Raw genomic sequence first — 13,811 nt, forward strand, 5'->3', positions numbered from 1 at the left:
TAATTTGTCTCACGGGGAAGTAGGGGGCAAGAATTCGGAAGATCGAGTCCTAATAATCAAATAACAGCAATACAATCAATCTCTACCAACACATCCTTCGGCAAACGCGCAACCTCGACACAAGCGCGCGCAGGTGCAGTTTCCGCATCAAAATATTTCGCATAAACCGCATTCACAGCGGCAAAATCATTCATATTTTTGAGAAAAACTGTAGTTTTTACCACATCCAACCAAGTCGCGCCGGCTTCGGTGAGAATGGCTTCGAGATTTGCCATAACTTGTTCGGTTTGTTTTGCTACGTCGTCGGTGTAGACGATATCGTTTAGTCTAGTGTCGATCGCAATTTGACCAGCTACAAACAGCATAGTGCCCGAAGCGGCGATCGCTTGATTGTAAGGGCCCACAGGTGCGGGTGCTTTGTCAGTACGAATAATTTTGCGCGTCATAGATGTTCCTGTTTGAGATTCTTGTTGATTGGTTTCTGGTTTGTAAAATTCTCCATCAGGCATGATTGTACCAGTTAAGTCTGCATCCTTGATGTTCATACCATAAGTATTGGCATCAGTCAAATCTGCTCTCTTAAGCTTAGCACCCTCCAGATTTGCTCGGATCAAATTAGCTCCTTGAAGACCCGTTCTCTCTAAAATTGCACCCCGCAAACAAGCGTTTCTTAGATTTACTTTTATCAATTCGGCTCCAGCTAAATCCGCCTTTGCTAGATTGATACCCGACAAATCATAGCTAGACAAATTGACACCGCGCAGCTTGGCTCCCTGAAGATTGGTATCTTTGATTTTTATGCTAGTTATATCTGCCCGACTTAAGTCTGCTTCAGTCAAGTTTGCCTGAGTCAGGTTTGCACTGTTGAGTTTAGCTCTGCTCAAACACACTTCAATCAAGGATGCTTCAATAAATTTTACACCAGCTAGTTGGGCATCACTTAGGATTGCTTCATTCAAGTTCGCATTACTAAAATTAGCATAATTTAAATTGGCTTTACTCAAATTAGCACCGCACAAATCTGCATCAGTGAAGTTTGCAGATTGAGCTTGTACTAACCCGCTCAAATTCGCACCTTTCAAAGATGCCTTCGTGAGGTTTGTACTATTAAGCGTTGCTTTCGTTAAGTTGGCCTCATTCAACTCTGCTGCTGTCAAGTTTGCAGAGCTTAAGTCTATCCCACTTAAGTCTGCACCTTTGAGGTCTACACCTCTGAGCATAGCTGAATGAAATTGTCGTTCGCCTTTGGCATATCTTTCTAAAAGTTCTTCAGCGTCCATTCATAACCTCGATCGCCCTCACGTCCCACAAACCACTATACCATCCGCGCGAATCAGGAGTGCACCTGCGATTTGGCGCGCGGATGATTATCGGATTTCACACCACAGAATTACCCGTGAAAGAACCTCAGCCAGCAATAAACTTCATCGCAACACCATTCATGCAGTAACGTTTGCCAGTAGGTGCAGGGCCGTCATCAAATACATGACCCAAATGCCCGCCACAGCGACGGCAATGTACCTCAATTCTAGTCCCAAACAGCGAATTATCGATCGATGTGGCGATCGCCCCTTTGATCGGATCGTAAAAACTTGGCCAACCAGTACCGCTATCAAATTTAGTTTGCGACGCAAAAACTGGTAAATTACACCCAGCACACGCATAAATTCCCTTACCGTATTGCTTGTCGAGAATGCTAGTATGAGAGCGTTCAGTAGCGTGTTTTCGCAACACATTAAACTGTGCCGGAGTCAAAAGTTTGCGCCACTCTGCCTCAGTTTTAGTAACTTCAAAAATACCATTACCAGCCGCCATAACATCTGACTTCCCCGGCAAACAGGACGATAACCATGCCATGCTGACTGTTGCTATACCAGCTTTCAAAAATAATCGTTTCTTCATCATTCATCATCCACTTGTTAATTAATTTAAACCACCAGCAGTCACGTTCAAAACTTTTTGCTGGATTTGTATCTTTTTTATCGGCGGTTGCAAAATTGCTCTTTTTCAACCGCAGATATAGGCAGATAAACGCAGATGAACGCAGATGAATTAGATATTATCTGCGTTAATCCGCGTTCATCCATTTTCATCTGCGGTTGCAAAATTCCTCTTTTTCAACCGCAGATATAGGCAAATAAACGCAGATAAACGCAGATGAATTAAACAACAACCGGAGCACCGACAACTTCACCCTTCAGCATCCGAGCAGCAGCATCCATCAACTGTTCCTCCAAATAAGGCTTAGTGAAATAGCCCTTCGCGCCCAAACTGTAAGCCATTTGGCGGTGTCTGTCAGCACCCCGAGAAGTTAGCATCGCGATCGGCAATTCGCACAAAACCGCATCCTTCTGCATCCGAGAAAGCAGTTCTAAACCATCCATTCTCGGCATCTCGATATCGCAGAACACGATATCGCAAGGCAGACCGGATTTCATCTTTTCCCAAGCTTCCTTACCGTCGCGAGCTTCTTCAACACGGTAGCCAGCTTTTTCAAAAGTAATCGACAAGAGCGATCGCACTGTAATCGAATCGTCCACAATCAGCACAGTTGGCTCAGTCTTCTCCTCAGCAGCCTCCGCAGCAGCCCGATCGCCACTTTCATCCCAAAGCGTACCGCCAGCTTCCTTCCGCAGCCTGCCAGTAGCCAAATCAATCAATTCCAGAACATCGGCAATCGCCACAATTTTGCCGTCCCCGAGTACCGTAGCACCCGCAATCCCGATCGGCTTCGGCACAGGCCCCTCCAACTGCTTGATCACGATTTCCTGTTCCGTCGAAACCTGATCCACCTGCACCGCCAAGAAATTCCCAGCAGAGCGCAGCACGATCACCGAAATCATGTCATCGTCAGTATTAAACCCGTAAACACTGCCCCGGCCCAAATGGCGGTTGTAACCCAGCAAATCCCGCAGCGGGCGGAACGGCAAAATCGAACCCCGCCACTCAATGCAAGGCAAACCGTCTGCCCCAGTCGTCACCTGATCGCGAGGTACATCGATCATGTCCTCCACCCCGTCCATCGGGAAAGCAATCCGAGCTCGATCGCTAATGCAAGTCAGAGCCTTAGAAATACTCAACACCAGAGGTAAACGGATGGTAAATACAGTGCCTTTGCCGATCGTCGAATCAATCCCCACAGTCCCCCGAATTTCGTGCAAGGAGGTCTCCACGACGTTCATACCGACCCCCCGGCCGGCGTACTCCGTCGCCTGTTCCTGAGTGCTGAAACCGGGCATAAACAGCAAATTGTAAACTTCCGAGCGAGACATCCTCTGAGCCTGAGCCGCCGTCAACAAATTCTGCTTGATCGCCTTCGCCTTCACCTTTTGCGGGTCAATTCCCGCCCCATCGTCAGAAACCGAAACCACCGTTTGATTCCCTTGGTGGAAAGCCCGAATCGTAATCCTGCCCATCGCAGGCTTCCCGGCCGCCAAACGCACCTCCGGCGCTTCGATTCCGTGGGTAATCGCATTGTTCACCAAGTGAGTCATCGGGTCATAAAGTTGATCCACAATCATCTTGTCGATCAAAATATCCTTACCCTCAACCTGCAACTGAGCCTGCTTCCCGCACTTAATCCCAATTTCCCGCACCGCCCGGAACAGCCTGTCCGTCGTCTCCGCAAACGGCTTCATCCGGGCGCGAGTCAAACCTTCTTGCAGTTGAGTCGTGACTTGGCGCAATTGGCGAGTCACCTGATCCGCCTCATCCACCAAAAACTCAATGTCCGCCGCCGACTCCCGCACCCGCACGATCAGCTCGATAATCTCCTGAGCCAAACTGTGGAAAGGAGTAAACCTGTCCATTTCCTCTGGTCTCCAAGCGCTTTCGCGTTGGTGGGACGACTCTTCGGTGCGCCATGCCGATCGATGTCCCTGGCGGTTTGCCAGCAAAGCAATCTCCAAAAGACTCCGCTCGTAGAAATCCTGAGTCCGTTGGCTGACATCGCTCAGCAGCGTCACTTGGTGCAGCAAATTGTCCAAAAACTGCCGCATCCGTTCTTGGTCTTGCTCCAAACTGTTGCGGTTGACTACCAGTTCCCCCATCAAGTTGCTGAGGTTGTCCAGTTGCTTGACCGGTACGCGCATGGTTTGGTCGCCGAACCCGCCCGCGCGGGCATTCCGCCTGGGTCTGTTATTGACCGACGACTGTCCGATATTGGTTTCGCCTTGACGGCCGCTGTCCTTTGGATCTTCCAGCAGTTTTTCTAAGTCGCCAAATTCGTCGTCGCTCTCCGCAGCAGGAGCGGGTGGTGCTTTGCGGGCAGTTTTCGCCGGTGCTGGAATTTCCGGCATAGTTGCGCTCTCGCTCAGCAGATCTTCAAGATCGGAGAAAACTTCCGTCGTTACCGGACTCGGATTTGCACCCCCAGAGGCTGCCATTGCGACCCCAGCACCGCCTGCGATTAACAGCGCTTCTAAATCGTCAAAATTGCCTTCGGAATCCTCAGTACCTGATTGAATGTCGCTAAAAAAGTCCGCCAGCGACTCATCTTCCAACTGTGCTGCATCGGCTTCGCTCAATTCTTCTTCTTCGTCGCCAAAGCCCGTCAGTTCCGAAGTCACCAGAGGCCCAGCATCTAGCGAATCCAACAAATCATCAAAAGCATCCAACTCTTCGGTGTTGAGAGTCGCCCCGGTTTCCAGAGCTGCTAGCAAATCAGCATCGCCCTCAAACATATCATCGAGAGATTCTGACGACATCACCTCTAAATCGCCAGCCGCAAAATCCGTTTCCAGCGCGCCAAACAAATCATCTTCCTCCTCGTCGGATTCACTTGCCGCATCTGTTTGGGCTCGATCGAACAAACTCTCAGGAACTTCGGCCGACAACTCCTGCAAATCAAAACCAGCTTCGGCATCCACCGACGGTGGAGGCGCTTCGCCAAACATATCCTCCAACAAATCGAAAGTACCCTCATCAGACTCGACACTGGCAATTTCCGCATCAGGACGATCGGACAATAGCCCCAATTCAGCCGCTGCCAAATCTGTCAAGCCTGCCTCCGAAACAGTAGCCTCCGAGTCCGAGAACAAACTCGCCAAGTCCCCCTCATCCGCTGCCGTACCAGCACTGGGCAATTGAGAATCTCCATTTAAATTCAACCAATCCCCATCGACTTCTGGCGAAGCTTCCCCGTCATACTCAGTACCCGTAGGTACAGAACCGAACAGATCTGCCAAATTCGCCGCTTCTTGGGAATGAACCGCCTGCCGATCGCGCCCAGTCTCCTCATCCTCAGAAATCGAGTCCGACGTAATCTCCCCAAACAGCGCATCTAAATCGGTATCCTCCAGATCCAGGTTGGTCGATTGCACAGACTCGTCTTCCAGGCCAAAAGCATCTTCTAGCCAATCTCCATCCGCAGAAATATCTAAATCAGAATCAGAATCAGAATTTGATGTCATATTAAAAACGCTGCCACTTTCCTCATTTGGTGTGCTGCCAGTAGCTAAAGATCGATCGCCCCTGCTCTCCCCAGCTTCACCTTCAGAAGAAAGGAAATCAGAAGTAATGCTCAACAGCTCGCTGAAATCCGAGTCTTCCTCCACCCCAGAGAGCAACTCGAAATCATCTATTTCGGCTACAGTCGGTTTTTCTGCATCCCCTGAATCATTGCCACCACCTGCTAGTAGATCCGAAAATTCTGCGTCGAAAGCATCCGGGTTGAGAGCATACTCCTCGGAAACTGCCGGCACAGTCGCTTCCTCAGATGAGCCTAAATCGCCGAACAAGTTATCCAAATCAGCATCTGCCGTCACAACAGAAGTTTGGGCCGCCACTTCGTCCAAAAGCGTACCGAGAGCATCTTCATCAGCTTGCCTCCTGGTAATGCCGACCCTGCCCTCTCCCCGATCCAAACCCTGCCTGTTTGTTTCAAGCTGTTTGCGAGTTGGCGGCTGCTTTAAACCCGCATTTTCGCGATCGGCTGCCACCGCCGAACCATCAGCCTCACCTCCAAACAGCAAATCGTCCCCAAACAAACTCGTGAGATCCTCTAAAGGAGTCCTCGCATTCGTTTCCGAATTTTCCTCACCGTATTCGTCAAACAACAAATCAGTAAAATCGCCGGAATTGTCATCATCATCTAATTCCATGATTCCCCCCGTCGGCATCCTAGAAGCAGATTGTACGTAGTCCAGATCATCTTCTTCTTCCCAAGCGCCGTCGAGATCTGGAGATTCGCCTTCAAACAAGTCTGCTAAAGTGTTGAGTTCGGCCGCCCCCACTTCCGGGCCCGTGCGCGTCGAGATTCTAAAAGAACCTGTCTCTACATCTGATTCTCCGAACCCTGGGGAATTGTCCAACGGCGATAGACCTCCGGCGTAATCGTCACTTTCGTCGCCGTCGAGTTGCTCGAACAGCTCGTCTATGCTCAGCCCAGAAATTGTTGGCAGCAACTTGTTCGATCCATCCGGGGAATCGCCGCCCAAAGCCAGATCCCAGGCCGCATCTTCAACAGAGACCGCATTTGAACCCAACGTACCCGGTTGAGCGAATGCCAGCAAGTCTTCAAAATCTGTTTCCGGAACCACAACCGTCGGCACCAGCGCCAGAAGTTTGGCGCTGGGTGCGATCGACCCAGATTGACCCAAAAGTACCTGTTCTTGGGCTTGTTTGATGTCTTTGATGACCGTTGGGGCTAAGGTGCGGTAGGTATTTTCTGAGTTGGCGATCGCCTTTTCTACCACAGCGATCAATTCTATCCACTCGGGCAGTTCAAATTCCTCCCCCGCCATTTTCAAGTTCCGACAAATATTCCTAAGTTGTCGCCTGCTGTCAGAACCCTCAGGCTGTTTGAACTCTTGCAGCATTTCCCGCATCCTCGCCGGCACATCCGAGTCAAATACCAGATGCAGCGCGGTTTCTTCCGTTTCTGTGAGATCGTCGGATGCGTAAGCTGAATCCGAGTCCGCAAAACTCATCGATGAGTTAAACGTCCCGGCTCCCATTCGGGCCATAACTGTTTGTGGTATTGGCAGCGGGCTGCTTTCGTCTGAATCGTTAGCGCAGTGTCCGACGAGTCCCCCCAAGTGCCCGTTGAGTTCTTCAAATACAGGTTCTAATTCTCGAACCATCTGCTCTCCCAATTCCTCTGTCAGCCCAAAAGGCCCCGACAGTTGCTCTAACAGCCCTTGTAACGTGTCAAAAATTCGCAAAAACAGCGACTCTAGCTGTTGGTCTACTTTAACGCTGCACTCTTTTAAAATTTTAAAACTATCTTCTAGTCGGTGAGATGTTTGCTGAATGCTAGTCAGGCCAAGCATTGCGGCTCCTCCTTTGACAGAGTGAGCAGCCCTAAATACTTCGTTAACCAGTTCTGGGTCTTCGATCGTCGCTTGTAGGTTGAGCAAGCCTTGTTCGATCGTATTGAGGTGGTCTTTTGCCTCCTCAATAAAGTAGCCCATGATCCTCTGTTGTTGCTCCGGCAGCATAGTTTTATTCCTGATTTTAAGCGTTATTGTATTTTGTCTATTTTAGGAGTCTTAGAGAATGTCTTTGTAAATCTGTCCCCTTGACAAGAGAATAATCTGACTGCGAGATATGGCAAATGTCCTGGCTATTTCTCTTTTCGATATCCCCTCACCTAAAAGATAGCGAATCTGCTGCACCTGTTCGGGTTTTAGCTTGCGGTTAGGATTTATATTGCCGGGAACGAAAGGAAAGCGGTTTTTTTCTATAGAATCGCGGGAGTTATCGGCGGGAGTTCGTTCCCACAAATGATCGGGGTTGACACAACCGCGATCGTCGCAACTGTGACAGGCAAAATAACCCGGTTTGATCGATCGTCCCAGTTTGTTTTCCAGTACCAGTCTGTGAGCGTAGAAACTTTTAGTTTTGCCATTAATTTTAGTACCCTTAATGGCGTAACCATCACTTCTTTTAGCCAGGATACAAATCATGCAGCCATTTGGCTGTATTTCGGCCCGAATGCCGGGAATTACTTCTATGCCTCGCGGTACTTTTTGAGGTTTAGGAGCAGATGTGCTTCCTACATCTTTAACCCGTCCTTTTCTAAACCTATCTTGAGAATTTTCCAGCCTAGAACCTTCCCATAAATGGTTGGGATTAATGCAGTTACGGACATCGCAAGTATGACAAGAAAAGTATTCTGATCTAATCGGACGACCTAAGATATTTTCTAATACTAAACGGTGAACTGTAAACGTTTTCCATTCACCGTCAATCTTAAGTCTTTTGTTGGCATAGCCCCTGCTAGACTTGGTTAAAGTAGAGATAATACAGCCATTCGGCTGAATTTCACCAAAAATACCAGGAATTACCTCTACTATGTTATCGTTCATCTGTACAACTCCTAGTTTATTTAGGTGCTGGATTGGCATCCCCGCAATCGTTTCAAGACTGCGAGGTTGCTTTTTGTTTGCCATCATTGCCACACTAAGGTGCTTGTAAATCAGGAAGTAAAAAAAGCATTAAACAATCAATTATTGTCTTTCTGCTGTTTCTACTCGGAACCTTTCCACCGATGTCAAAAGGTCGCGAGCAACGCCTACCAAATTTTGCAAAGCACCGGAAACTCGCTGCGCTTCTTGGGACGTTTCCTGAGCAGTTAACTCGACAGCTTGCATCACAGCGGCCACCGAACGAGCTGTTTCGTTCTGCTCCACAGTGTCCGCCGTAATCGATCGCACTAACACGTCAATGCGATTGGTAACTTGAATGATATCTTCAAGCGATCGCTTCGCCTGTTCTGCCAATCTTGTCCCCTCAATCACCTGCTGCGTCCCTTCTTCCATCGCCGTCATTACCGCGCCGGTTTCACTTTGAATTTGCATCACGATCTGCTCAATTTCTTTCAAAGACTTCGCCGATCGATCTGCCAACTGCCGCACCTCATCCGCCACGATCGCAAAACCCCTACCCGATTCCCCAGCTCTCGCCGCCTCAATACTAGCGTTGAGAGCCAACAAATTCGTCCGAGAGGCGATCGCCGCAATCAAACCCACAATCTTAGAAATTTCTTGAGAAGCTTCCGCCAACCGCTTGACTTTTCTCGTGGTTTCTGCTACCGTTTCTCGAATTTCCAAAATCCCGGCCACCGTCCGCTCCACAGCCTCGCCCCCTTTCAGAGCCGTTGCCGCCGCGCCCCGGGCCACTTCTTCCGCCTCTCTAGCACTCTCTGCGACCCGCTGAATCGCATCGGTGAGGACTTGCACCGAATTCAGCGTCGCCGCCAGTTCCTCAGCCTGCCGCAGCGCATCAGAAGACAAATCGCCCGCAAACTTGGCACTATCCGTAGCGCCTTTGCTAACCTCCCGAGCCGCCTGCTTCACCTGATGGACGATTTCGCGGAGGTTTTGAATTGTCAAGTTAAACGAGTCAGCAACAGCACCCAAAACGTCTGCCGTCACTTCCGCCGTCACCGTCAAGTCACCCCGAGCCGCTCCTTCCACGTCATCTAGCAAGCGAATCACTTGGCGCTGCAAGTCTTCTTTTGCCTGTTCCTGTTCGTCAGACTTGCGTCTGGTATCGCTAATCGTAGTTTGGATCACCTTCGCCATGTGGTTGAATTTAGCAGCCATTTTGCCAAATTCATCTTCCGAGTAAATCGTTGCCCGAGCGTCCAAAGTTCCTTGAGATACCGCATCGAACTGAGCTTGCAAATTGTCCGAGGACTTGCGTACCTGCTTGGCGATCAACTGGCCGATACCCCAAGAAGTCAAAAAGCTCGTAAAGCCTGCGGCAGCCGTCATTACCCAGCCTGTTTGGCGCAGGTAAACGATCGCCTCCGGCTTGTCTTGCTTCAGAGCTTGATAGGAGGCAATGTTAGTCACGAAAGCCACAGCTACCAGAGAAACCAATCCAGCCCCGATTGCCGTGTACAACTGTTTGGTAAACAGAGGGGCATTTTCCAAGAAAGCCAGTCCGCCCTGTTCTACAGTCACCGAACTATCGATCGCCTCACTTTCTGTCGGAGCAAAAGTCGGCACCGACGCATCAGCAGGGCCGGAAATGCTAAAAATCTCGTCGTCTCGAATTGCCGAGCCGTCGCTGTTGTCAAAGTCCAGACCGCTGCCGCTCGTACCCATCATGCCGCTGGTCGAGTTGCCGAAATTGGTGTTACCTCTAGTCAGGATCGAACTGTTGGCATCTTCTGAGATATCAAAATCCGGCAAATTGCCCAAATCGTCAAAATCGTCAAATTCGTCTAAAAAGCCGCTGTGTTCTTGAGCGTTCCCAGTTCTTGACGACCAGTCGCTGCTGTTCTTGGTGGCAGCCCCGAAAGCAGTCGCTTGCTCGTTTTCGTCGAGAGAGAAAGAATCGCTGAAAGCGTCGTCATCAAAAGCATCTAGCTCAAAGCTGTCCATGGAGCCAAATGCCTGCGGTTCCGAGTCGCCGTAACCGTTGCTGTTAGAGTTTGAGCGATCGGCCGAATTAAATTGTCCCCGGCTCGACCTTTGACTCTGAGAATTGGGGACAGCACCTCCCATCAACAGCGTTTCGTCTTCCGCCAGCGAATAATTTGACGAGTATTCCGAGTCAATATTCGGCTGCTTGCTTTGAGATCGAGAAGACCCAAAACCCGAGGACATCGGCTGAGCAAAAGGGTCTGCCTCTTCTGGCAGAGGTGGCTTCTGACCTTGATTTTGCCCGGTCACGGGCGGGGATTGATAGTCGTAGTCGTCATCATTCAGGTCGAGTTCGTCTGGCAAATCGAGCGGCGCAAAAGGTTCGCCAAAATTGTCAGACGGCCCAGTGGGGGAGTCTAATTGCTCCGAATCGAAGGAATTCCCGGTTTCAGAACCAGCAAAACTTTGACCGTTGAGTACCTGAGTTGGAGCTTCTGAAAACAACTCTCCTGAATAAGGCGCCTTGGAACCAGAAACTTTGCTATCAGACAAGTCACCAGCATCAAACCCTGGGTCATCTAAGCCAAAAGGATCTCCCAAGTCCGAGCCAAATTCGTCCATGTCTAGCGGCTCGGACGCATCAGCATAAGCTGCCATTGCGCCGCTGTCGCCAGCAAAGGGGTTAGTTAAATCTTCGAGAGAGGTTGCAGCACTGCTACTGCTGTCTTGTGGTTCCCACTCCAACCCGCTCATCCCCAAATCTGCCAAGTCCTCGTTTTCCATGTCCTGTGGCGATTGACTCCCATAGGACATGGATGGAGAATTCCCTTGGAAAAGTGCTAAATCCGGGTCTTCCAACCCTTCCTCCATAGACAAGTCTGGGTAGAATTCCAATTCAGTTTCCGCAGACAAAGCCTCGAAACTTTCCGTGTGCAGTTCTCCGGATAAAAATTGGTCTGTGTGGCTAATACCGCCGTGAGCGTGTTCGACCAAACTCGGGTCGTCACTCAGGCTCAGCACCACCATGTACTGTTCCCGTGCCACCTCATACTGTTGCAGTCCGTAACAGTAGATGTGCCCGCATAGCAGCCGAGCGCTGGGGTCTTCGGGAAAATCTTCTACTAATTGATAAACTAGGGCCGCGGCTTCTGAATAGTTGCCATCCATGTAGGCCGCTTCTGCCCGTTGGTAATCCTGCTGAAAGTTGGTACTTGTTGCCATTTGCCGCCCTCTTTTGATTTTAGATTTTAGATTTGAGATTTTAGATTTTTATCTTGCTTGAATGTTTAGATGCGTGCCTCAAGTCCTGTGACTGTTGATAGTTAGACCCCAATCGAAAATCGCAAATCGCAAATCTAAAATCGATTTCACGCTGCCCACCGCGCAGAGCGCAGAATTTTCACTTGATCTAGCAGTCGGAGCACTTTAGTCGCTGGTGCACCTAACATCCATTCTCCCCTCAGAAATGGAATCATGCCGTCTGGTGCATTGTTCTGAGAGTGCAGTTGGTCTACGTCGAGCCAGTCCATCCCCACAATTCGATCGACTGCCAGCCCCAAAATCGTATCTTGGTCTTCCACAGCCACGATCGGGATTTCGGGTCGATCGGTGTTCAGAGGTGTTTGGTCTCCCAGAAATTGGCCCAGATCTGCCACCCAAATCACTCGTCCTCTCATGTTTAGCGTACCTAAAAGCAAGGAGGAAACGTTAGGAATGGGTGTCATTCGGTCTGGGGAGGGGGATAGCACCTCTCTAATCCCTGTTGCCGGCAGTGCGAACTCGTTCCCCGAAGGAACGTAGAACCGCAGGTGCAGCTCGCCTTCGGGAGTTTCTAGTTCCTGGAATTCCGGAGCCTGATCTATGCCTTGTCCTGGTAATATAAAGTCTGGGCTGCCACTAATCATAATTCTTCTCTCTGGGAAACCCACATCGTACCCCTACTCAAGTCGGTGTTGGGAGGAAAATGGGAGCTCGGTCTATGAAACATAACTATAACCGTCCTTTTTGTAAATGTGTTGGCAGTATTTATGACTAATTCCTTGCACCAATCCTGCTGGGGTTGAGACCTTAAAACTTCCACTGGTGCAGGTTGCCTTTTTTCTACATAATTCCCTATTTTGTTGCTGCTATTAACTATCTGATACTTTTACCCTGAAGATTGGGATAATTTTAGACTTCCTGCTAGATGCTAAGTACAACACGAGCGAGCTCGGACATTAGCGATCGATATTTTATCCCACAAAGCTTTCCCCAAAATCTTTACAACCGGGGAATCTCTAGAAATTTCATACCCACAGTCAGGAAACTTACAATTTGGGCAACCACCCAATTTTAAGTATAATTTTTCCCACGGCACGAATGTTTTAGAGGTGGGTTCGTCTTTGCTCCCAACTAACTTGGAACCGTCAAGGCAACACAAGTTTTGTAAGGTTTTCCTGGATTTTTGCCAGCCAAATTCATCATTGATGTCGCCGTTTTACTCCTTAAAATGCGATTTTTTTGAATTACTCTTTTATACATCTCAAATGTCGGAAAAAATATAAAATCGTAAGTTGTGGCAAAAGCAGAAGCAATTTGTTTGTCACATTCCCAACCTAAATCATGAATCCTGGTTTTGAATGCTGCCAATGTTCTAGGGATGCACCATTTAGGAATTAAACCTGATGTTTTTAGCACCATTTTCAAACCTCGCTTTCCTCGACCCTTGCCGATTTTGATAAAACCTTGATGTTCGTCTAGGTAAGCAATTAAAATGTTGTAAACTTTGCGAACAGCGCTCACCCACTTTTTCCGGATTACCCCTAATTTCTGGCACGGGTAAACTTGGTAACTAACGGTCTCGGCATACTTGCTATTGGTATTTTCTGAGTATCGCGCCCAGGCTGTAACTAAAGATGTGGATGATGGCGAGGACATCTTCAACGATTTCTTAAATCGGGCTAAAGTAGCCAGATTTGAGAACCAATATCTCAGTTTTTGTGGGCAGGTTCGGACATGAGATAAAATTGAATCCAAACCTGCACCAACCAGCTTTGCAGGCAATGACAACCAATCCGACTTCATTTGACAAAACGGATTCCAGTTTGGTTTGAAGGTCTTTTCTTTTGAATTTGAGTCCTGAGCCGATGTCGGTTTAGCCATAAAGCCAGCGTTTGCTTTACTTGGGAAATTTAACAGAAGATGTCTTTTCTGTTCAGATAATTCAGTCTGCTTGAGATTTGAAATTCAAGGAGTCGTTGCTGTGCCCATCGGTTTTGGCGATCGGCAGCAAGTGGAGAACAAATATATTATATTTGCACTTTGAGCGACTTCGGCCCGACAGCGATCGAGAAATTGAACTGAGTTTTACTGACGCCGGACGGCCAGCTCGCAAATTTATACATTCTAGTTGATGGTGCGATCGCCCGCAGCAAGGAGCTTTCTCTCTGTGACTGCCGGGACTGCCCTGGGTTGCTGGGATACAAAAAACCTCCCGTGCCATCAGTGCGGAATTTA

At 49.0% G+C, this 13,811-nt stretch carries 8 protein-coding genes; all 8 read right to left on the minus strand.

Translation table 11 applies throughout. The annotated features are described in order from the left end of the window. Positions 1 to 56 precede the first annotated feature (56 nt). A complete protein-coding gene (locus JGK16_RS07850) occupies positions 57 to 1,280 on the minus strand; it encodes a Rid family detoxifying hydrolase (protein WP_293190136.1) in 1,224 nt (407 codons plus the stop codon). Positions 1,281 to 1,407: 127 nt separating this feature from the next. Further along, positions 1,408 to 1,905, minus strand: coding sequence for a peptide-methionine (R)-S-oxide reductase MsrB (msrB, locus tag JGK16_RS07855; protein WP_366035037.1), 498 nt, complete (start codon positions 1,903 to 1,905; stop codon positions 1,408 to 1,410). Positions 1,906 to 2,162: 257 nt separating this feature from the next. Continuing rightward, positions 2,163 to 7,439: a response regulator gene (locus tag JGK16_RS07860; RefSeq protein ID WP_293190138.1), complete on the minus strand. Its 5,277-nt coding sequence runs from the start codon at positions 7,437 to 7,439 to the stop codon at positions 2,163 to 2,165. A 51-nt stretch (positions 7,440 to 7,490) separates the two neighbouring features. Further along, positions 7,491 to 8,309, minus strand: coding sequence for an HNH endonuclease (locus tag JGK16_RS07865; protein ID WP_293190140.1), 819 nt, complete (start codon positions 8,307 to 8,309; stop codon positions 7,491 to 7,493). Positions 8,310 to 8,450: 141 nt separating this feature from the next. Beyond that, on the minus strand, positions 8,451 to 11,537 hold the full coding sequence (locus JGK16_RS07870) for a methyl-accepting chemotaxis protein (RefSeq protein ID WP_293180677.1): 3,087 nt from the start codon (positions 11,535 to 11,537) through the stop codon (positions 8,451 to 8,453). Between the two features lie 146 nt (positions 11,538 to 11,683). Next, complete coding sequence (locus tag JGK16_RS07875) at positions 11,684 to 12,217, minus strand: chemotaxis protein CheW (RefSeq protein WP_293180800.1); 534 nt, start codon at positions 12,215 to 12,217, stop codon at positions 11,684 to 11,686. Positions 12,218 to 12,707: 490 nt separating this feature from the next. Further along, positions 12,708 to 13,097 (minus strand): hypothetical protein, encoded by a 390-nt coding sequence (locus JGK16_RS07880; RefSeq protein WP_293190142.1) that lies wholly within the window; start codon positions 13,095 to 13,097, stop codon positions 12,708 to 12,710. Positions 13,098 to 13,518: 421 nt separating this feature from the next. After that, positions 13,519 to 13,797: a hypothetical protein gene (locus JGK16_RS07885; protein WP_293190144.1), complete on the minus strand. Its 279-nt coding sequence runs from the start codon at positions 13,795 to 13,797 to the stop codon at positions 13,519 to 13,521. Between the last annotated feature and the right edge of the window lie 14 nt (positions 13,798 to 13,811).

Origin of the sequence: Microcoleus sp. PH2017_09_SFU_O_A (assembly GCF_020738625.1) — a bacterium.
GTDB lineage: Bacteria > Cyanobacteriota > Cyanobacteriia > Cyanobacteriales > Microcoleaceae > Microcoleus.